Raw genomic sequence first — 20,154 nt, 5'->3', positions numbered from 1 at the left:
AGCCAACGGGTCCGCGCAAAGCGCCGCCCGATGACAGGCTCCGCGAAACCCGCCATCTCGCTATCGGCGGAACGAGAGCGATGGGTTTCGCTTCGCTCTACCCATTCTACGCTTCCACGGATAAGGCCCGTCCGCCTCGCAATCCGTCATGCTGAGGAGGCTGCGAAGCAGCCGTCTCGAAGCATGCACGGCCACCAGCCGGGCCGTTCATCCTTCGAGGCTCGCTCCGCTCGCACCTCAGGATAACGGTTGGTAGGTCAATCGTCGACGTCGTCCTGCGGCCGTCCGAACAGATGGATGATGCCCGGCGTCGAGATGGTGACGAACAGGAAGCGCGACAGATGGTGCGCGCCGACGAAGATCGGGTCGATATGCAGCGTCAGCGCCAGCGCCAGCATCGCATCCATCGCGCCGGGCGCGAACGCGACCACGACGTCGGAGAGCCGGACATGGGTGGTGAAGCCGATCACCGCGACGAACACGGCGGAGATCAGAATCGCGATCGCGAACGAGCCGAGTCCGGCATTGACGTGGCTCAGCAGGGTCGAGGTCTTCATCCGCGCGAAGCGGGTGCCGATCAGCGCGCCGATGCCGACCAGCGCGACGTTGCGGATCCAGGGCGGCAGGCCGCCATCGACCAGCCCGGAGCCATGCAGCAGGCTGGAGGCGAGCATCGCGCCGAACATCCAGCTCGCCGGAAACTTGACCCAGCGCAGCAGTAGTGAAACGCCGATCGACCCGGCGACCAGCGCGGCAAGTCCGAGCGGTGAGGCGACCGAGGTCGGCAATGCCGGCGGCGCGCCGTGCGTCACCCCGGTCAGCGCCAGCACCAGCGGCAGCGCCGCGGTCAGGATGATCACGCGCATGGTCTGCACCACGGCGATCGCCGCGACGTCGGCGCCTTTTTCCGCGGCCAGGATCGTGATCTGCGACAGTGCGCCCGGGCTGCCGGCGAGGAAGGCCGAGGTCTGGTCCCAGCCGTGGACGCGCTGGAGATAGAGGCTTGAGCCGAAGGTCGAGCAGAACGTGGCCAGCGCAAGCAGGCCGATGGTGAGCGGATAGGAGCTCATATGCTGCAGCAATTGCTGCGACATCAGCGAGCCCAGCGAAATGCCGAGCAGCAGCAGCACCGACTGCGTCAGCACCGGCGGCACCGCGAGCGGCCGCCCCATCAGTGCGGCGATCGCAACCGCGGCCATCGCCCCCGAGATCAGGCCGCCCGGCAATTCTGCCCACAAAAACAGCAAGCCGCCGGCAGCGCCGATGACGAGTGTCTCGAGCCCGTTCAGAACTTTGCTGCGGTCGGAAATGGCCGTTGCCATCGAAGCGCGGATCAGGGTCACGCCGCCTTATGGCAAATTCGCAACCACGGGACAAATGCATCTCGCGATTGCAGCATTGCGCCGGAAAACGCGGGCAACTAGCCTGGCGCACAGATTTTCACCCTCCCCGGTGGGGGAGGGTGAAGGACATCAAAGATGTCCGAGCGTTACTTCGTGGCCGCCGGCGCAGCGGCAGCGCCGCCCGCCTTCTTGCACTCGGAGCGGAATTTCTTGCGCTCCTTGCCATGCAGGCCCTTGGCGTCGGCCTGCTTCGAGCATTCCAGCGACTCGGCGGTGCGCGGCTTGGCTTCCTTCGGCGCCTTGGTGTCCGCCTTCGGAGCGGCGTCCTTGGCGGCAGGCGCGGCGGTTTGTGCGAAGGCGCCGCCCATCAGCAGCAGGGAGGCAAGGGCGGTTGCGGTCGCGAACGTGGAAATCTTCGTCATGAAGGCACCTCGTGAGGAAAGGAGGTCGAAACGTTGCGCGGCGATGCTGAACCGTGGATGAACGTGCGGCGGTCCCGCCGCCACAATATTTTGACGGGGAGGCGCGTCCGCGCGTTGTCGCAAGTCCGGGTTGCGCTAGGATAATGGTCTTATGCCAATGCCCCCCAAAGGGAGACCAGGGATGACCATTCAAACCAGATTGTTGTGTGTGATTGCGGTGTCGGGCTTTGCAGCCTTTGCGGCGAGCGCACCGGCGCAGGCCCTGACCGCGCAGGAATGCAGCGCCAAGTACCAGGCGGCCAAGACAGCCGGCACCCTCGCCGGCCAGAAGTGGAATGATTTCCGCAAGGCTCAATGCGGCGCCGACGCGACCCCGGCCGCGGCGCCTGCCGCTCCGCCGCCTGCTGCAGCTGTGCCCCCTCCGGCCGCGCCGAAGGAAGCCAAGAAGGAAGCCGCCCCCGCTGCAGCCCCGGCGCTGCCGGCAGGGCCCGCCGTGTTTCCGAACGCCATCGATCCCAAATATGCCAAGGAGTCCGAAGGCAAGGGACGCATGCATACCTGCGTCGACCAGTACAACGCCAACAAGACCACGGGCGGCAATGGAGGCCTGAAGTGGATCCAGAAGGGCGGCGGCTATTACAGCGAATGCAACAAGCGCCTGAAGGGCGCCTGAGCCCTTCCGATACGCGTTTTCGACGAGAGCGGCCGGCGCCAGTCGGCCGCTTTTCGATTGGCTCCGGATTCTTGTTCTGACGCGTTTTCTTCACGCAAACCGGCATCCACTTCGCTCGAAAACGCTCTATGGGCCTTCCGCCAGCAACTTGTCCGCCGACTGCGCCAGCAGTTGCGCACGCTTGCGCGGGCCGCGCTCGAGAAACAGCAGGCTCTGGCCGAAGATGAAGCAGTAGAACAGGAAGGCCTGCGCATCAGCCTCCTCGGCCGCTAGGCCGGTGGCGCGATAGAGCTGGCCGACATTCTTCAGCCGCGCGGCGTCGACGCTCGCGGCGGCAGTGGCCGCCGCCTCGTCGGTGCGCGCCCATTGCCGGATCGCGAGCTCGACCGCCATCGCCTCGGTGTTCATGCGCTCCGAATAGAGCGTGATGATCGCCTTCAGCCGTTCGCGGGCGCTCGCGCCGTCGAGTGCGGTCTGCTTTTCGATCGCGGCGATGCGGCCGTCGCGCCAGCGCGTCAGCATGGCCTCGAGCAGCGCAGCGCGATCCCGAAAGCGGCGGTAGAAGCCGCCTTTGGTGACGCCGAGATTCTTGGCCAGCACCTCGACCCGCACGCCGTCGACGCCGGTATGGGCGAGTTCGGCAAAGCCGGCCGCGACCCAGACGTCGCCCTTGCTTTCAGTCATGTGATCTCCGCGCACCCTCATGCACGATGGGAGCGTCATCGCGCACTAATCTCTTGTTCGAGCATGATCTCCGCGCAAACGCGTTGCGTTTGTCGCGAGGGAAAACCGCTTCGCACTTTTCCGGATCATGCTTTGATACGGTACCGTATTGCTAGCCCGCCTTGTCCCTGATACGCTACCGTATCACAAATCGAGGAGGCGTACGATGGAGGGCGAGGCGACCTACCGCGGCACGGTCTATCCGTGGCATTGCGACCACATCGGCCACATGAACGTGATGTGGTATGTTGGCAAGTTCGACGAGGCGAACTGGAACATGTTCGCGCGGATCGGGCTGACGCCGACCTATCTGCGCGAATCCGGCTGCGGCATGGCCGCCGTGCAGCAGACCATCTCCTACAAGCGCGAGCTGCTCGCCGGCGATATCATCGAGGTCAAGAGCCGGCTGGTCGAATTCCGCGACAAGTCGATCCGCTTCCTGCATGAGATGCGCAACGCGGAGACCGGCGAGGTCGCCGCGACCTGCGAGATCGCGGCCGTACATATCGACCGCGCGGCGCGCAAGTCGGTTCCGTTCGCGCCGGCGATCCGCTACGCCGCGATGCCGCACCTCGTGCCCGCAGAACCTGCGATCGCGTGACCGCCATGCCGCGTTTCGAACCGAAGAATCCCGACTATCGCGCGGTCGCGACCGCGACATTCGCGCAGCAGCGCGCGATGCAGACGCTCGGCATCTCGATCGCGCGCATCGAGCCCGGCGAGGTCGATCTCGCAATGCCCTATGCGCCGGAGTTCTGCCAGCAGAACGGCTTTGTGCACGCCGGAATCATCACTGCTGGCCTCGACAATGCCTGCGGGATCGCCGCCTTCACGCTGATGCCCGACGGCTCCGACATCCTCACTGTGGAGTTCAAGACCAATCTCTTGGCACCGGCCCGCGGCGAGCGGTTCGTGTTCCGCGGCGTCGTGGTCAAGCCCGGCCGCACGCTGACCGTCTGCGACGGCCGCGCCTATGCAGTACAGGACGGCGTCGAAACGCTGATCGCGACCATGAGCGGCACGCTGATGGCGCTGCAGCGGCGCGCGCAATAGATTGTGACGAGCAATCTATCCCCGTCATGCTGAGGAGCCGCGTAGCGGCGTCTCGAAGCATCGACGGCCCGGGTGGCCGTGCATCCTTCGAAGCGCGCAAGAGCGCGCACGTCCAGCGACAACGGCGATGCCGTTGCGTGGGGATGACGGGACTGTGAAGCCGTCGTGCCCAGCATCTGCGCATCCTCCCGAGATCGCCGCATTGACAAGCTCCCGCCACAACGACCTGATACGCGGATGCTTCACGTGAGCGTCTCGTCATGATCGCCAGCCTCAGCCTGATCCTGCTCTGTCAGCTGGTCGGCGAGGTCGGCGTGCGGGCGCTTGGCGTACCGGTGCCGGGGCCGGTGGTCGGGCTGTTGCTGCTGCTGTTGCTGCTCTTGGCGCGCGACCGCTTTCCGGCGCTGGCACGCGGGCCGCTCGGCGATGACGGTGTCGAGAGCGCGAGCCGCGCCATGCTGGCCAATCTTTCGCTGCTGTTCATTCCGGCCGGCGTCGGCGTGGTGCAGAAGCTCGATCTGCTCGCCGAGCACGGCGTCGCGATCCTGGTGATCCTGGCGGTTTCGGTCATTGTGACGCTGCTGGCGACGGTCGCCACCTTCGTTGCGGCGAGCAGTCTGCTGCCGCGCGAGGAGGACAGGCCGTGAGCGATAATCCGTTCTCGCTCTGGGTCTATCTCTCGCAGTCGCCGCTGCTCTGGCTGACCGTGACGCTGCTGACCTATGCCGCAACTGATGCGGTGTCGCTGAAGACCCGGCGGCATCCGCTCGCCAATCCCGTGCTGCATTCGCTGTGGATCATCGGCGCATTCCTGCTCGTGACGAAAACCTCCTACACCACCTATTTTGCCGGCGCGCAGTTCGTGCACTTCCTGCTCGGACCCGCGACGGTCGCGCTGGCCGTGCCGCTTTATGAGAACCGCAGGCGGGTCGCGGCTGCGATCCTGCCGATGCTGGTTGCGCTCGCGGTCGGGTCGCTCACCGCGATCGTCTCGGTGGTGCTGCTGGCGCAGGCGTTCGGGCTGCCGCGCGACATCATCCTGTCGCTGGCGCCGAAATCGGTGACCGCCGGCGTCGCGATGGGAATCAGCGAATCCCTGCATGCCGATCCGTCGCTGACGGCGGTGTCGGTGATCCTCACCGGCATCATGGGGGCGATCATCGTCACGCCGCTGATGAACTTCACTGGGATCACCGACTTCCGCGGCCGCGGCTTTGCCGCCGGCATCGCCGCCCATGGCATCGGCACCGCACGCGCCTTCCAGGTCGACGAGGTTGCCGGCGTGTTTGCCGGGATCGCGATGAGCCTGAACGCGCTGGTCACCTCGCTGCTGGTGCCGTTCGCCGCGACCTATCTGGTGCGCTGAGCATGATCCGGCATCAGGCTGCAGGGCAGTTTTGTGCTGTTGGTATGGCGTTCGGCAGCAAATCCTTCTAGGGTCGCGGCCTCAAACGTGAGTCTGTTCCCCTTGGTGTTTTCCGTAACTCAAAGCGTGCTTGGGCTGGCATCGGGCCTGCTGGGCGGCTTTTCGCTGGGCCTGGTCGGCGGCGGCGGATCGATCCTTGCCGTGCCGCTGATGGTCTATGTGGTCGGCGTGCCCGAGCCGCATGTCGCGATCGGCACCTCGGCGATCGCGGTCGCCGCCAATGCCGCGATCAACCTCTCCAACCACGCCCGCGGCGGCACCGTGATCTGGTCCTGCGCGCTGGTGTTCGCGCTGTCAGGCATTTGCGGGGCCTTCGGCGGTTCGATCCTCGGCAAGATGCTGGAGGGGCAGAAGCTGCTCGCGCTGTTCTCGCTGGTGATGCTGGCGATTGCGGGCCTGATGCTGAAGACCCGCGCGCGGGTCGGGGTGACCGACGTCAAGATGTCGATGTCCAACATGCCCGCGATCATCGGCCTCGGGCTGACGACCGGAACCATGTCCGGCTTCTTTGGCATCGGCGGCGGCTTCCTGATCGTGCCGGCCCTGATGCTGGCGACCGGGATGCCGATCATGAACGCGGTCAGTTCCTCGCTGGTCGCCGTCACCGCCTTCGGCATGACCACGGCGTTGAGCTATGCGTGGTCCGGGTTGGTGTCGTGGGGGCTGGCGGGGCTATTCGTCGCCGGCGGCGTCGCAGGCGGCCTGATGGGTACACGCAGCGCCCGGCACCTGTCGGAGCGGCGCGGCGCGCTTAATATCGTGTTTGCGACTGTGATTATCGTGGTGGCGATCTATATGCTGCTGCGTAACATCAATGTGTCCTGAACGTAGAAGGGCGAAGTGCCCTTGCGAAAGCCAGCCATGAACCATCTGACGAAATCGCCTCTGACCAACGCCGGTGCCACCCGCCGCGGCGCGCTCGGCCTGCTCGGTGCCGGCATCGCGCTGTTGGCCGCAGGCAGCGCGCGCGCCGAGGACGACAACGTTCTGACCGAGGCGCAGGTGCTGCGTGATCCGGATATTCCGGTGATCGGCAACCCCAAGGGCGACATCACCATCGTCGAATGGTTCGATTACAACTGCCCGTATTGCCGCAAGCTCGCGCCGGAGCTGCGTCAGGTGGTGCAGGACGACGGCAAGGTCCGTCTCGTGCTGAAGGATTGGCCGATCCTCGGGCCGGTCTCCAAGGTCGCGTCGCGGATGGCGCTGGCGGCAAAGTACCAGGACAAGTTCGAGGCCGCGCATGAAGCGATGATCTCGGTCAATTCGCGCATCACCGAGCCGCGCATCGCCGAATTGCTCTCGGGCGCCGGCCTCGACATGGACCGTTTGAAGAAGGATCTCGACGCCAACGCCAAGGCAATCGACGCGATCCTGGCGCGCAACAATGAGCAGGCGCTGGCGTTCGGCTTCAACGGCACGCCCTCGTTCATCGTCGGCAAGTATCGCGTGCCGGGTGTGCTCAGCATGGACCAGTTCGAGCAGGTGATCGCCGACGCCCGCAAGGCCAATATGGGCCGCTCGAACGAGAAGAACTTGTAACTCCTCATCCGGGGGAGCTTGGAATGGCAAGACACTCACGACAAACAATCATGGCCTCTCCGGCGCCGGAGAGGCCATTGGCTTTTGTGCCGGCTTGAAATCAACCGTTACTTCTCGGCGATCTTGGTCCACTGCTCGCGAGCGCGCTCCTTCAACAGGTTCCAGTCGTGCGCCGCGACATCCCAATTGACGATGGTGCGCGCGACCTCGCCATTGGCCACGCCCGACGTCCGCATCGAATCGTAGACATAGACGCCGCAAACCAGCAGCAGCGCACCCAAAATCATGCCGAAAAACGTCCGCATCGCTTGAACCCTCCGGTGTCGGCGGGATAACGCCGCAGGGCTCGGTGTGGTTCCGATTGCCCATCAGCCCCGCGCGAACACCCGCATCACATAATCGATGAACACGCGAACCCGCGGCGAAAGCTGGCGGTTGCGCGGATAGAGTAGGGACACCGGCACCGAGGGCGGCGGGCATTGCTGCAGCACCGGCACCAGCGTGCCGTTGGCGAGATCGGTTTCGGCGTGGAAGCGCGGCACCTGCACGAGGCCGAGGCCGAGCCTGGCGCTCGCCAGATAACTTTCGGGGCCGGTCACCGACATCGGTGCGGGCAGCGGAAATTGTTTGAGCGCGCCGTCGATCAAAAACTCCATCGGCCGCAACCGTCCCGTCGTCAGCGAGCGAATGCCGATCATGCGATGGCCGTCGAGCGCGAACGGATCGGTCGGCATGCCCCAGCGCGCAAAGTAATCCGGCGTGGCGCAGGTCAATCGCTCCAGCATCGTCACCTGCCGCGCGATCATGTCGCTGTCGGGCAATTGGCCGAAGCGCAGCACGCAGTCGACACCCTCGCGGATCAGGTCGACCCAGCGATCGCTCTCGCTCATGCTGATTTCGATGTCAGGATATTCGGCGAGGAAGCCCGGCAGATTTGGCAGCAGGAAGTGCCGCGCCAGCGTGCCCTGCACTTCGAGCCGCAACAGCCCCTTCGGCCGCGCGCCGCCGAACGCGCCCTCGGCGTCTTCGAGGTCTGAGATCAACGACAGACAGCGCCGATAGTGCGCCTCGCCGTCGAGCGTCGGCCGGACCGTGCGCGTGGTGCGCTCGAGCAGCCGCACGCCGAGCCGCGCCTCCAGCCCCTTCACCGCGTCCGTCACGGTCGAGCGCGGCAGCCCCAGATCGTCGGCGGCCAGCGAAAAGCTGCGCCGCTCCACCACGCGGGTGAACACGCGCATCGCATCGAAGCGGTCCATCTATTATCCGAAAATAGCGAATAGTGATGCCGGAATATGCATGATTATCCGGATAGTGACAAGGCATAGTGTCCTCCCATCGAACGCGGCTCGGCCGCACCACCTGATGGGAGACTGAAAATGACTAAACAAACCAACAAGGTAGCTCTGGTGACGGGTGCCTCGCGCGGGATTGGCGCGGCGGTTGCCGAGCGTCTCGCCAAAGAGGGCTTCACCGTCGTCATCAACTATTCCGGCGACGCCAAGCCCGCCCAGGCGGTCGCCGACCGGATCGAGGCCGCCGGTGGCCGGGCGCTGACGGCGAAGGCCGATGTCAGCGATGCCAATGCCGTCCGCGGCATGTTCGACGCGGCGGAAGCGGCGTTCAGCGGCGTCGACGTGCTGGTCAACAATGCCGGCATCATGAAGCTCGGCAAGATAGCCGACAGCGACGATGCGGCGTTCGACCAGCAGGTCGCGGTCAATCTGAAGGGCAGCTTCAACACCATGCGCGAGGCGGCGCGCCGGCTGCGCAACGGCGGACGCATCGTCAACTTCTCGACCAGCGTCGTCGGCACCAGGCTCGAGACCTACGGCATCTATGTCGCGACCAAGGCGGCGATCGAGTCACTGACCGCGATCCTTTCGAAGGAATTGCGCGGCCGCGGCATCACCGTGAATGCAGTCGCGCCCGGCCCGACCGCGACCGACCTGTTCCTGGACGGCAAGTCGGACGAGCTGATCGACCGCTTCGCCAAGATGGTGCCGCTGGAGCGGCTCGGCACGCCCGACGATATCGCCAACGCCGTGTCGTTCCTGGTCGGTCCCGACGGCTCCTGGATCAACGGCCAGACGCTGCGCGCCAATGGCGGCCTGGTCTGACGCTCTCAGACCTTCACCCAACTTGCACTCAATCGACCTCACAGGGATACGTGTCATGAAACAGGTTATCGTCATCACCGGCGCATCGAGCGGCTTCGGCCGCCTCACCGCCAACGCGCTCGCCAGGGCCGGCCACATTGTCTACGCCTCGATGCGCCACACTACCGGCCGCAACGCTGCCGCGGTCGCCGATATCGAGGAATTCGCCAGGGACAACCATGTCGATTTGCGCGCGCTCGAGCTCGATGTCGGCTCGCACGCCTCGGTTGATGCGGCGATCGCGCAAATCGTCGCCGAAGAAGGCCGTCTCGACGTCGTCATCCACAATGCCGGCCACATGGTGTTCGGCCCGGCGGAGGCCTTCACGCCCGAGCAGCTCGCCGAGCTCTACGACGTCAACGTGCTCTCGACCCAGCGCGTTAACCGCGCGGCGCTGCCGCAGCTGCGCAAGCAGGGCAGGGGGCTTGTGGTCTGGGTGTCGAGCAGCAGCTCGGCCGGCGGCACGCCGCCCTATCTCGCGCCGTATTTCGCGGCGAAGGCCGGCATGGATGCGATGGCGGTGATCTATGCTCGTGAGCTCACGCGTTGGGGCATCGAGACCTCGATCATCGTGCCCGGTGCCTTCACCGGCGGCACCAACCACTTCGCGCATTCCGGCCGCCCCGCCGACCAGGCGCGCGTGGCCGAATACGAAGCGGGTCCCTATGCCGGCTTCGGCGAGGAGATCATGAAGGCATTCGCGGCGATCGTGCCCGAGGATGCCGACGCGTCGTCCGTCGCGGACGCGATCGTCGGGGTCGTCGACACGCCGTTCGGCCGGCGGCCGTTCCGCGTCCACATCGATCCGACCCAGGACGGTGCCGAGGTTGCCTTCGGCGTGATCGACCGCGTCCGCAACGAGATGCTGCACCGGGTCGGCTTCTCCGACCTGCTCAAGCCGCGAGATAACCAGTAACGTTGTCCGCGCTGAATCCAGGATAGCGCCCGCGCGGCTCCGTCCATCACCGTCATCCTGAGGAGCGCGCTCTTGCGCGCGTCTCGAAGGATGCACGGCCCCGATGGAGCCGCGCGGCCGCAGCCGGGCCGTCGACCCTTCGAGACGCGCTTCGCGCTCCTCAGGGTGACGGGGAGGGAGTCCCTCAAGCTCCGTCGGCGCGCTCGCCGTTCAGCCACCGGAAGACCTCCGCATTGATCTCGCGCGGATAGGTGTGGCTGAGATCGTCGATCTCGCGATAAACGACGTTAGCGCCGGCGGCCGACAGCAAGCCCTGGGTCTGCCGCGCGGTCTGCACCGGGAACATCCAGTCGAGCCGGCCGTGGGTGATGAAGATCGGCAAGCCGCGCAGCCGATCCGCATCGGCCATGTTAGCCATCAGCGGATGGAAGGTCGCCGCAACCGGCGCCAGATGCGTGAAGCGCGAGGCGCCGTCGAGCCCGCTGACATAGCTGAAGGTGCCGCCATCGCTCATCCCGGTCAGCAGCATGCGGGTCTCGTCGATGCGCCAGCGTTCGCGCACCTGGTCGATGATGCGGTTGAGGTTCGGCGTGTCGGTGTCGTCGCCCATCAGCGCCCAAGTCTGGCCGGTCGCGGTCGGTGCCACCAGGATGGCGCCGCGGCTGCGCGCGTCGCGCAGCCAGCTCCACAGGAAGCCGCGGCCGTTGCCGCTGCCGCCGTGCAGCGCCATCACCAGCGGCCAGGTGCGATCGGGCGTATAATACTCCGGCACATACATCGAGAAGCCGCCGCGGCTGCCCGGTTCGTTGCGCTCATGGAAAATGCCGGTGTTCTCGTTGGGCGTGGCCGCGAGCCTGGCCTGCAGCTCGGCATCCTCGCGCAACTCGGGCGCGAGGAAGAAGGCGCTGACCGGCGGCAGCTCGGTCAAGGGATAGAGCGCCTCCTGCGCCCGCGGCAGATAGCGCAGCGCGCGGAACACGCTGACCAGATCGCCTTCGCCGTTCTGCACCGCGCGCAGGTCCGCATAGCCGGCGAGCGCCGCATCGATCGCAGCTTCAAGTGCGGTCTTGATGTGGTCGAATTTCTCCGGCCATCCGGCGAGAAGCGGCCGCACCGCCTGCAAGGTCTCGTCGGGCTCGCCCGCGATCTGCATCACGCGATCGAAGTCTGGCGGGTTGAGATTGCGCGCGACAAAGGACAGCGATTCCAGCGTCTGCAACAGCGGCGGCAGCACGGCCACGATGTTATCAACCACGGCCTCGCTCATCGCCGCTGCCTCTTTCTCTTCGCTTCAATGCAGCCGTGGCGCCTTCAGCAGCTTCATGCGGTCGGTCGAGGTCAGCGTCACGTCGAAGGTGACGCCTTCGTGGTAGACGGTCAGCGGCACGTCGACGCCGGCCGTGCCGAGCGACCAGAGCTTGCGATAGAACGCGGTCTGGCTCGTCACGTTCTCGCCGTCGACCGCGATGATGACATCGCCGGTCTTCAGCTCGGCGCGCGCCGCCGGACCCTTGCTGGCAATGCCGACCACCACGAGGCGGTTGTCGATCTCGGTCGTGTACATGCCGAGCCACGGCCGCGACGGCTTGTTGACGCGGCCGAACTTGCGCAAATCGTCCAGCACCGGATTGAGCAGATCGATCGGCACGATCATGTTGACATGCTCGGCGCGGCCCGAGCGCTCGCGTTCGAGCTGCAGCGAGCCGATGCCGATCAGCTCGCCGGAGTTGTTGATCAGTCCGGTGCCGCCCCAGTTCGGATGCGACGGGTAGGTGAAGAGCGCCTCGTCGAGCAGGTACTCCCAGTAGCCCGCGAATTCCTGCTTCGCCGCGATCTGGCTCGCGACCGAGCGGGTGCGGCCACCGGCGCCGCCGACCACGACACTGTCGCCGACGCGCGTTGCCGCGGACCGGCCGATCGGCAGCGGAGCGAGATCGAGCCGGCCGAGCGCCTGCACCAGGCCGAAGCCGGATTCGAAATCGAAACCGAGCGCGTGGCCCTCGACGACCCGGCCGTCGCCGAGATGCAGCCACACCGTTGCGGCCTCGGTGATCAGGTAACCGATCGTCAGCACCAGCCCGTCGTCGATCAGCACGCCGTTGCCGGCGCGCTCGGTGCCGAGTGTCTCGGCGCTGAAGGCGTCAGGCGGAATGATCGAATGCAGGCCGACCACACTCGTCAGCGCGCGATCGAGATCGAAGCGGTAATCTTCGGGGCGAGGCTGAAAGGCCGGTGGCACTTTCCATTCGGTGGTGGAGGGCATGGAGGTCTCCGCAGGGGCGCAAGTGCGTCGTCGATAACGCCGTGCGAGGCGAAAAGATCACGGTCCGGACTGTCGTCCGCTTCCGTGATATATAACAGTCAATTGGCGGATGATCGAGATGCCAGATCGGGCACGCGGCTTCGCACGCGTTCAGCATCGGGTCAGCCGCGCCACTCCCGGAAATCGCGTCGCACCTTGGCCTCGGCGATTTCGGCGGCGGCATCGAGCCAGTTGCGCTGTTTCCGCTGCCGCTGCTTGAGATCGTCCTGCAATCGGCTGACCCGGGATGTGCCGGCTGCATGGATCGATGCAAGATCATAGGCCATCGCCTTGATCAGCTTGCGTTGCAGTTTCCGTCCGGCATCCTCGCCGAGCTCGATCTTGTGGGAATCGGCGGCGATACGGCGCAGGATGAAACCGTGACGAGGATGCAGGAACGGATCCGGCGCCCGGTACCGTCCGGTTGCCAGTGCCATGAAGTGAGGCGCGCTGCGGGCGCGGCTGCCATGCGCCCAGTTCCATGCCGACGGCACCAGCGCCTTCGCCTCGCGAACGATTTGGCCGCCGCGCCAATAGGCAATCGCCGCATAGCGCGGCCGTCCGAGGCCGCCGCCACCCTTGCGCAGGATGCGGCACAGCCGAATGCTGTTGCGCGCGACATCGCGCGGCAGGCTCGCGCGCAGCGCTGCGGCGATCTTCGGCGGTGGCGCTGCGGTGGGATAATCTGCGACGTCTTTCCAGAATTTCTTCACCTTCGTCTCATCCGGTTCGGCGTAGGGCCTGAGCCAGGTCTGGCCCTCGAACAACAGCGCTGGTTGCGGATCGTCGAGCCCTTCGCGGTAGCCGTCGAGCAGCGCGGCAGCCGCCTCACTTGCGCTGATCGCCGGGCGCGGCGCGAGCCGGATGCTGGTCGCAAGCCGCACCAGGTCGAGCACATAGGGCATCACGGCGGCCTCGTCGAAATCGTTGACGCCCCAAACCAGCCGTCCGTCGGCATCGCGCCAGGTGCCGAAATTCTCCAGATGCAGATCGCCGACCGAGAGCACCGCCGGCGCATCCATCAGCTCCGGGCACCAGTCGCCGATCTTGCGCGCCCAACGGAAATAGGTCGCACGCAGGAAGATGAACGCACTCTTGCGCATCCGGTCGTGCTTGTAGGCGATGTCGGATCTGACGACGTCGCACTGCTCGGCGAGCCAGGCCTCGAACGCCTTGTTGTCACTGCGAAACGACATGGGACTACCTGCCACGGTCAGCGGCGCCTGCCGATCCTCATTCTACCTCAGAATGTATTTCCGCGAAATATCTCTGATGTCGAGAATCGGCGCTACTCCGTTTTCGCCGATGCGCGCGCCGGCATGATGCGGAAGGCGCGGTCCTCCTTGATCCAGGCGGCGCGCTCGTCGCGCAGCATGGTGCGGCGGACCTTGCCGGAATCGTCTCGCGGCCCGGTGCCGACGCGCTCAAAACTCTCCGGATGCTTGTAGCGGCTGAGCCGGTCCTTGAGGAAATCGGCCATGCCGTCGGCGATCTGTTGTGCATCGGCGCTGTCGGCGAGCTCGAGAATCGCATGCACGCGCTGGCCGAATTCCGGATCGGGCAATCCGACCACGACGCAGGAGCGCACCTCGGGATGTTCGCTGACCGCGGCCTCGACCTCGGCCGGATAGATGTTGGCGCCGCCGCGCAGCACCATGTCGGCGAGCCGGTCGCCGAGATAGAGATAGCCCTCTTCGTCGAGCCGGCCGATGTCGCCGAGCGATTCCCAGCCGTCTGGCCGCCGCTTCGGCGCCGCACCGAGATAGTGATAGGTCGAGCCGGCGCCGTCATTGGGCAGGAAGTAGATTTCGCCAGTCTCGCCGGGCGCGACGTCGTTGCCGTCTTCGCCGATGATGCGGAGCTTCGCGGTCTCGCCGATCTTGCCGACCGAACCCTTGTGCGCCATCCACTCGACGCCGGAGATCACGCAGGCGCCCTGCCGCTCGGTGCCGCCATAGAGCTCCCAGACTCGTTCCGGGCCGAGCCACTCGATCCACTTCTCCTTCAGCCAGGGCGGCATCGGAGCTGCCATGTGAAACACGATCTGCAGGCTGGAGACGTCGTAGCGGTTGCGCACCTCCTCGGGCAGCGCCCAGATACGGTGCATCATGGTCGGCACGAAGTTGACCCATTGCACGCGCTCGCGCTCGATCAGCCGCAGCGTCTCCTCGGCGTCGAACTTCACCATGCCGGTCAGCCGCCCGCCGCCGAACAGCGCGGAATGCGACAGGATGAACGGCGCGTTGTGATAGAGCGGCCCCGGATTGAGCAGCGACGCCTCAAACGGAATCCCGAGCAGCGGCGGCGTCGTGGTCTCAATCACGGCGGGGTTGTGATCGAGGATCACCTTCGGCCGTCCGGTCGAGCCGCCGCTCGTCATCGCCTTCCAGTAGCGCGCGACCGGCGCATCGAGCGGCTCCTCGGAAAATCCCTCCGGCACGAAATTCACCGGCAGCGAATTCGGCGCATTCCAGTCGGCCTCGCCGCCGACCACCAGCGACGGTTTAAGAATCTCGAGCACCGCGGCGGCCTCGCCGCGCGGCAGCCGCCATGACAGCGAGGTCGGCGTCGCGCCGCATTTCCACACCGCAAAGGAGGTCTCGAAGAACGCGTTGCTGTTGGGCAGCCCGATCGCGACGAAGTCGCCGGGCTTGACGCCCTTGGCGGCGAACGCCCGCGCCCGCGCATTGGCGCGGCGCTCGAGTTCGAGCCAGGTCAGCGCTTCAGCGCCGTGACTGACGGCGATGGCATCGAGCGGCTTGCGTTCGGCATACCAGCGCGGCACGTCGGCTAAGGGGATCAGCATGGGGCGTTTCCGTCAAAAAGGGGGGCGGCTTGAAGCGCTCTTGTTGCAGGGATGTGGCCAAAGCCACGGCCGCCACTTCACCAACTATGCGGTCGCCGTGTCAAGCCGACGGCGGCCGATGCGGCCGGTATCATGCTGAGGGAATTGCAGAATCCCGGTTGCCTAAAAGCCACGTCAAGATTCCGGTAAAGTTCAAGCGATCGCGCTAAGCCGGACTTTACGGGGGGACGGCATGGTGGCCCGTGCGGTTGCGTGCCGGGCCTGTCGATCGACGCGCCCGGTCCCCAATGTCTTCGAGGACGACGACGATGGCGAACAATGGAGCACGGACCAAGGTCAGTCGCGAGCCGAGGCGCCAGCTCAACAATCGCGCGGCCTGGATCACAGTCGATGACGGCGCAACCGAGAGCGCCTGCGCCGTGGTCGACATCTCGCCCGGCGGCGCCAAGATCACGACCGAGGTCGAGTTCGAGGTGAAGGACCGCCTTGCGCTGACATTGCTCGCCGATCACGCCAAGCGCTATCCCTGCGAGGTGGTGTGGCGACGCGGCAAGACCTACGGGCTCAAATTCGTAACGGCGGAGCCTGAGCCGACCGAACCGGCTGCGGAGCCGGCCGGCGTTATCTAGCATTCATCGATCAGTATTCGACAGGCTCAGCGAAGCAAATCGCCGATCGTATCGTCGTGCTTTTAGCGGCTCGCGCAAGCGCGCCTCAGCGTCCCGTTGATGCGTTGCCGGTCGTGCCCATCGAGCTTCCCGGAAGGGCCGGTGCCGCACTGCCGGCGCTGCTGCCGGACGACGGTGCAACGCGCTGGCCGGTCTGGGTCGGAAGCGCGCTCCCGCCGACGCCGTTCGACGAAGTGGCACGGTCGCCTGGCCGGGGCGGCAGCGCGCTGCCGCCGCCCGTGCTCTGCGCTAGAAGCTGGGCCGGCGCGAGCACGAGGCCGGCGGCGATGATGATGGCGAATTTGTTCCTGAGCATGCGCTACTCCGAGATCAGGCGGTGAGGCTGCTTCTGTATATAGGGCCGCGACGGAGACGAGACATCCGCCAAACCCTCAAGATTGCGTGTCAATAACGTCGGCCATGTCGGTCGCGTTCCCGGCAGCCGCGTCAACTGCGAAGCAAATATCCGTGTGGAGCGCACTTGGTGCGCGGACGTTCACGGTCAGTCCCGATAGCGCAGCGCGTCGACCAGCAGCGCGAAGGCCGGTGAGGATTGCCGGCGGCTCGGATAATAGAGGTGATAGCCGGGAAATGGCGCGCACCAGTCGTCGAGCACCTGGACCAGCTGACCCTTGGCCAATTGCGCCTGCACCTGATCCTCGGCGATATAGGCAAGCCCAAGTCCGGCCAACGACGCCTTGATCCGCAGTGCGGTGCTGTGAAGACCAATTGTCCGTCGACGCGGACCTTGATCGGGCGTCCGCGTTTCTCGAATTCCCAGGCGTAGATGCCGCCATGGGTCGGCAGGCGAATGTTGATGCAGGCGTGCTGCGTCAGGTCCTGCGGCCGCTTCGGTCGCTCGCGCCGCTTGAAGTAGATGGGCGCACCGACCACGACCATGCGGAAATCAGGCGCGATCCGCACCGCGATCATGTCCTTGGCCAGCTGCTCGCCGAGGCGGACGGTCAGCTCCACCTTGATGTCGGGATAGCGCGGCAGGAACTTTTCCAGCGCCGGCCACAGGATGGTCTCGGCGGCGTGCTCGCCGGCGTTGATGCGAATGGTGCCGGCCGGTTTCTCGCGCAGTGCGTTGAGCGCGGCGAGTTCGGCCTCGATCTCCTCGAAGCGCGGACCGACGCCCTGCAGCAGCCGCTCGCCGGCCTCGGTCGGCGCGACGCTGCGCGTGGTGCGGGTCAGAAGCCGCACCCCCAGCCGTTCCTCTAGCGCGCGCATGGTGTGGCTGAGCGCCGATTGCGATACGCCGAGCCTTGCCGCGGCGCGGGTGAAGCTGCGGTCGCGCGCGACCGCGAGGAAGGCGATCAGGTCGTTGACGTCATGCCGCGGCATTGATGAATCCAGCTCATAAGTCCATCCCGATTTTTACGTCTAATGGCGCGCCTGTGCACGCCCTAAATGCCGCAGCGGCAGGTTCCAGTCCTTGATGCGGAGAGACGACATGCAGAAACGTAAACTCGGTAACAGCAATCTGGAGGTATCGGCGATCGGGCTCGGCTGCATGGGCCTCAGCTTCGCCTATGGTCCGGCGGTCGACCACGCAGCAGGCATCGCGCTGCTCCGTGGCGCCGTCGAGCGCGGCGTCACCTTGTTCGATACCGCGGAGGTCTACGGCCCCTTCGTCAACGAGGAACTGGTCGGCGAGGCGCTGGCGCCGTTCCGCAAGGATGTCGTGATCGCGACCAAGTTCGGATTCGATATCGGCTCCATGGCGGAGCGGCATCGTTCGCTGAACAGCCGTCCCGAGCACATCAGGGCCGTCGCGGACGCCTCGCTGAAGCGGCTGAAGACCGATGTCATCGATCTGTTCTATCAGCATCGGGTCGATCCCGCGGTGCCGATCGAGGATGTCGCCGGCACCGTCAAGGACCTGATCGCCGCCGGCAAGGTCCGGCATTTCGGCCTCTCGGAGGCCGGCGCGCAGACCATCCGCCGCGCCCATGCGGTGCAGAAGGTCACCGCATTGCAGAGCGAATATTCGCTGTGGGAGCGCGGGCCGGAAGCGGAGATCCTGCCGGTGCTGGAGGAGCTCGGCATCGGCTTCGTGCCCTACAGCCCGCTCGGCCGAGGTTTTCTCACCGGCGCGATCAGCGCGTCCACCACGTTCGCGAGCGACGACTTCCGCAACCTCGTGCCGCGTTTCTCGCCGGAAGCCCGCCGCGCCAACCAGGCGCTGGTCGATCAGCTCGGCCGGATCGCCGCCGGCAAGGGCGCCACGCCGGCCCAGATCGCGCTGGCCTGGCTGCTGGCGCAAAAGCCGTGGATCGTGCCAATCCCGGGCACGACCAAGCTCAATCGCCTCGACGAGAACATCGGCGCCGCGCGGATCGAGCTGACGCCCGCCGATCTCGCCGAGATCGGCACGGCGCTGGCGGCGATCGAGGTGCAGGGCGCGCGCTATCCGGAGCATCTGCAACAGATGGTCGGACGCTGAGGGGGAGTTCGTCTGTCAGTCCGAGGCCACGAGACCCGAAATGACGTTAGGTGAGCACGTCTCTCAGGCTCCCTCTCCCTTGCGGGAGAGGGTGGGGAGAGGGGTGGCCCTGGGCGAGATGATTGATCAGGGCACACTACACGCGCAGCTTGCTTGCAGTGGTAGCAGATACGGAGAGAGCTTGCCGTGGGGTACCCCTCTCCCTAACCCTCTCCCGCAAGGGGAGAGGGAACCCTGCCGCCGGTGGCTCCCTCACGCGCGCGTGCCACTGAGTTGCCCGACGACGCAAGCCCTCGCCGCAAAAATATTTCGGTTTATCGGAACAAAAACTCAGTGTATGGTTTGCCCGTCTCACCCGATCGAGGGGCGTTTCGCGATCGTCACGAACGCGGTGTGGGATGCGGTGGACGCTGATTGCGCGACTGACGAGTGCGCATGAAGCGGACGGTGAAGTCGTGTGGTCCTGACGCCCTAGCGGCCGGTGTCCTTTTGTAAGACGCAATTGCGTTTTGCGAGGCGGTGACAAACAAGCCCAGTCTCGCCGGGGAGAGCACGAAGTAAGCCGTAAAACCATCGCGCAGGGAAAGCCGGAGTTTCCGGTGACACCTGTGGTCCTACCTCCCGTGCTTTTTGTTGCACGGGACCCATGGGTGCGATCGGCGCCCGGCTTTCCCTGCGCCCTCTGTTCAACGAGAGGGCGGAACGAAATGCAAGACTCGGGCGATTCATGTCGCGAGAGCGCGGATGTATGACTGACAAGCAGTGCAGCACACTCGATGTCGTCCCGGCGAAGGCCGGGACCCATAACCACAAATGGCAATTGTTGCGCGACGTTGGGGCTATAGTCCTCTTCAACAAGACAACCCTGTGGTAATGGGTCCCGGCCTTCGCCGGGACGACGATTGTGGATGTAGGCCATGTAACATATTTGGTGTCGTCCTGGCGAAGGCCAGGACCCATTACCCCAAATGCGCGTTGTTGCGCGGCGCTGTGGCCTCGAACCCTTTCCCTTCAAACGCCGGTGGTTATGGGTCCTGGCTTTCGCCAGGACGACGGATGGATCAGCGATGCGCGCAGGATTTTTTACGATCTCCACGCCATCTTCAGCACCGGGCGTCCCGAGGTCGGGTTGACGTCCTCGCCGGCATGCACAAAGCCGTTGCGTTCATAGAAGCGGATGGCGCGGGCGTTGTCCTTGTTGACCAGCAGCGTGACGCCTTCGGGCGACAGGCGCTTGGTTTCGTCGAGCAGCGCGCTCGCCAGCGGAGAGCCCCAGTGCGCGGGATCGACCACGAGCTGGTCGAGATAGCCGGTCTTGTCGATGGTGACGAAGCCGGCCAGCGCGCCGCTCGCTTCCGCGACGACGATCGTGGCATCGCGCACCAATTCGTTGCGCCAGCGCTCGCGCCACCATGCCACGCGTGCGTCGAAATCGATCGACGGATAAGCCTGCTGCCAGGTCTGCCGCCACAGCTCGATGGCGGCGTCTTCATCCGCGGCGCGATAGGAGCGGAGATGGAAAGAAGGGCTCATCGAAACACGAACGTCATGCCCGGGCTAAAGCGCGAAGCGCGTCTTCGCGCAGATGACCCGGGCATCCATCTACTTCGAACGACTCTTTTCCGATGGATTGCCGGGTCAAGCCCGGCAATGACGACTGATTGGCCAGGCGCCA

The 20,154-nt window shown here is 65.5% G+C and carries 22 protein-coding genes and 1 pseudogene; 11 read left to right on the top strand and 12 right to left on the bottom strand.

Annotated features, from left to right (window positions below; translation table 11 throughout):
* Positions 1 to 257: 257 nt before the first annotated feature.
* Together G6P99_RS43080 and G6P99_RS43075 are read right to left on the bottom strand one after the other, a co-directional pair.
* Positions 258 to 1,343 (bottom strand): AbrB family transcriptional regulator, encoded by a 1,086-nt coding sequence (locus G6P99_RS43080; protein ID WP_414645485.1) that lies wholly within the window; start codon positions 1,341 to 1,343, stop codon positions 258 to 260.
* A 146-nt stretch (positions 1,344 to 1,489) separates the two neighbouring features.
* The gene (locus tag G6P99_RS43075; RefSeq protein ID WP_029077629.1) at positions 1,490 to 1,765 is read right to left on the bottom strand and encodes a PsiF family protein; all 276 of its coding nucleotides are present in this window, start codon (positions 1,763 to 1,765) and stop codon (positions 1,490 to 1,492) included.
* A gap of 181 nt (positions 1,766 to 1,946) precedes the next feature.
* Here G6P99_RS43075 and G6P99_RS43070 point away from each other — a divergent pair, with 181 nt between their 5' ends.
* Complete coding sequence (locus G6P99_RS43070; RefSeq protein WP_029077628.1) at positions 1,947 to 2,438, top strand: hypothetical protein; 492 nt, start codon at positions 1,947 to 1,949, stop codon at positions 2,436 to 2,438.
* Between the two features lie 126 nt (positions 2,439 to 2,564).
* Here G6P99_RS43070 and G6P99_RS43065 read toward each other — a convergent pair whose 3' ends face one another.
* Complete coding sequence (locus G6P99_RS43065; protein WP_029077627.1) at positions 2,565 to 3,122, bottom strand: TetR/AcrR family transcriptional regulator; 558 nt, start codon at positions 3,120 to 3,122, stop codon at positions 2,565 to 2,567.
* A 205-nt stretch (positions 3,123 to 3,327) separates the two neighbouring features.
* On the opposite strand from G6P99_RS43065, the gene G6P99_RS43060 reads away from it, so the two are divergent.
* The 6 genes from G6P99_RS43060 (at position 3,328) to G6P99_RS43035 (ending at position 7,182) form a co-directional block, all read left to right on the top strand.
* Positions 3,328 to 3,762, top strand: coding sequence for an acyl-CoA thioesterase (locus tag G6P99_RS43060; RefSeq protein ID WP_029077626.1), 435 nt, complete (start codon positions 3,328 to 3,330; stop codon positions 3,760 to 3,762).
* Positions 3,763 to 3,767: 5 nt separating this feature from the next.
* Entirely contained in the window at positions 3,768 to 4,214 is a 447-nt protein-coding gene (locus tag G6P99_RS43055; RefSeq protein WP_029077625.1) for a PaaI family thioesterase, read from the top strand.
* A 260-nt stretch (positions 4,215 to 4,474) separates the two neighbouring features.
* Entirely contained in the window at positions 4,475 to 4,861 is a 387-nt protein-coding gene (locus G6P99_RS43050; protein WP_029077624.1) for a CidA/LrgA family protein, read from the top strand.
* Positions 4,858 to 5,580, top strand: a complete 723-nt coding sequence (locus tag G6P99_RS43045) for an LrgB family protein (RefSeq protein WP_029077623.1) — start codon at positions 4,858 to 4,860, stop codon at positions 5,578 to 5,580. The genes G6P99_RS43050 and G6P99_RS43045 overlap by 4 nt, the downstream gene beginning before the upstream one ends.
* A gap of 105 nt (positions 5,581 to 5,685) precedes the next feature.
* Positions 5,686 to 6,465, top strand: coding sequence for a sulfite exporter TauE/SafE family protein (locus G6P99_RS43040; protein ID WP_029077622.1), 780 nt, complete (start codon positions 5,686 to 5,688; stop codon positions 6,463 to 6,465).
* Between the two features lie 36 nt (positions 6,466 to 6,501).
* On the top strand, positions 6,502 to 7,182 hold the full coding sequence (locus G6P99_RS43035; RefSeq protein ID WP_051345925.1) for a DsbA family protein: 681 nt from the start codon (positions 6,502 to 6,504) through the stop codon (positions 7,180 to 7,182).
* A gap of 107 nt (positions 7,183 to 7,289) precedes the next feature.
* Here the strand turns inward: G6P99_RS43035 and G6P99_RS43030 are convergent, their stop codons facing one another.
* Together G6P99_RS43030 and G6P99_RS43025 are read right to left on the bottom strand one after the other, a co-directional pair.
* A complete protein-coding gene (locus G6P99_RS43030) occupies positions 7,290 to 7,487 on the bottom strand; it encodes a hypothetical protein (RefSeq protein ID WP_029077620.1) in 198 nt (65 codons plus the stop codon).
* 63 nt (positions 7,488 to 7,550) lie between these two features.
* Positions 7,551 to 8,438 (bottom strand): LysR family transcriptional regulator, encoded by an 888-nt coding sequence (locus G6P99_RS43025; protein WP_029077619.1) that lies wholly within the window; start codon positions 8,436 to 8,438, stop codon positions 7,551 to 7,553.
* A gap of 120 nt (positions 8,439 to 8,558) precedes the next feature.
* On the opposite strand from G6P99_RS43025, the gene G6P99_RS43020 reads away from it, so the two are divergent.
* The gene (locus tag G6P99_RS43020) at positions 8,559 to 9,299 is read left to right on the top strand and encodes an SDR family oxidoreductase (protein ID WP_029077618.1); all 741 of its coding nucleotides are present in this window, start codon (positions 8,559 to 8,561) and stop codon (positions 9,297 to 9,299) included.
* Between the two features lie 55 nt (positions 9,300 to 9,354).
* On the top strand, positions 9,355 to 10,254 hold the full coding sequence (locus G6P99_RS43015) for an SDR family oxidoreductase (RefSeq protein ID WP_165126441.1): 900 nt from the start codon (positions 9,355 to 9,357) through the stop codon (positions 10,252 to 10,254).
* A gap of 184 nt (positions 10,255 to 10,438) precedes the next feature.
* On the opposite strand, the gene G6P99_RS43010 is transcribed toward G6P99_RS43015, so the two are convergent.
* The 4 genes from G6P99_RS43010 to G6P99_RS42995 all read right to left on the bottom strand — a co-directional run bounded on the left by G6P99_RS43010 (position 10,439) and on the right by G6P99_RS42995 (position 15,362).
* Positions 10,439 to 11,521: a phospholipase gene (locus tag G6P99_RS43010; RefSeq protein ID WP_029077616.1), complete on the bottom strand. Its 1,083-nt coding sequence runs from the start codon at positions 11,519 to 11,521 to the stop codon at positions 10,439 to 10,441.
* A 24-nt stretch (positions 11,522 to 11,545) separates the two neighbouring features.
* Positions 11,546 to 12,517, bottom strand: a complete 972-nt coding sequence (locus tag G6P99_RS43005; RefSeq protein ID WP_029077615.1) for a S1C family serine protease — start codon at positions 12,515 to 12,517, stop codon at positions 11,546 to 11,548.
* A 161-nt stretch (positions 12,518 to 12,678) separates the two neighbouring features.
* Positions 12,679 to 13,752: a DUF2252 family protein gene (locus G6P99_RS43000; protein WP_165126438.1), complete on the bottom strand. Its 1,074-nt coding sequence runs from the start codon at positions 13,750 to 13,752 to the stop codon at positions 12,679 to 12,681.
* 92 nt (positions 13,753 to 13,844) lie between these two features.
* A complete protein-coding gene (locus G6P99_RS42995; RefSeq protein WP_165126435.1) occupies positions 13,845 to 15,362 on the bottom strand; it encodes an AMP-binding protein in 1,518 nt (505 codons plus the stop codon).
* 308 nt (positions 15,363 to 15,670) lie between these two features.
* On the opposite strand from G6P99_RS42995, the gene G6P99_RS42990 reads away from it, so the two are divergent.
* Complete coding sequence (locus tag G6P99_RS42990; RefSeq protein ID WP_165126432.1) at positions 15,671 to 15,991, top strand: PilZ domain-containing protein; 321 nt, start codon at positions 15,671 to 15,673, stop codon at positions 15,989 to 15,991.
* 85 nt (positions 15,992 to 16,076) lie between these two features.
* Here G6P99_RS42990 and G6P99_RS42985 read toward each other — a convergent pair whose 3' ends face one another.
* Positions 16,077 to 16,346, bottom strand: coding sequence for a hypothetical protein (locus G6P99_RS42985; protein ID WP_029077612.1), 270 nt, complete (start codon positions 16,344 to 16,346; stop codon positions 16,077 to 16,079).
* A 186-nt stretch (positions 16,347 to 16,532) separates the two neighbouring features.
* Positions 16,533 to 17,377 (bottom strand): annotated as a pseudogene (locus G6P99_RS42980) (LysR family transcriptional regulator).
* A gap of 109 nt (positions 17,378 to 17,486) precedes the next feature.
* On the opposite strand from G6P99_RS42980, the gene G6P99_RS42975 reads away from it, so the two are divergent.
* Positions 17,487 to 18,479 carry an aldo/keto reductase gene (locus tag G6P99_RS42975; RefSeq protein ID WP_029077611.1) on the top strand — a complete coding sequence of 331 codons (993 nt, stop codon included), beginning with the start codon at positions 17,487 to 17,489 and terminating at the stop codon, positions 18,477 to 18,479.
* A 1,083-nt stretch (positions 18,480 to 19,562) separates the two neighbouring features.
* Here G6P99_RS42975 and G6P99_RS42970 read toward each other — a convergent pair.
* On the bottom strand, positions 19,563 to 20,012 hold the full coding sequence (locus G6P99_RS42970; RefSeq protein WP_029077610.1) for a GNAT family N-acetyltransferase: 450 nt from the start codon (positions 20,010 to 20,012) through the stop codon (positions 19,563 to 19,565).
* Positions 20,013 to 20,154: the final 142 nt, after the last annotated feature.

Origin of the sequence: Bradyrhizobium sp. 6(2017) (assembly GCF_011058295.2) — a bacterium.
GTDB classification, from domain to species: domain Bacteria; phylum Pseudomonadota; class Alphaproteobacteria; order Rhizobiales; family Xanthobacteraceae; genus Bradyrhizobium; species Bradyrhizobium septentrionale.
This window is presented reverse-complemented; position numbering and strand designations above follow the sequence as displayed.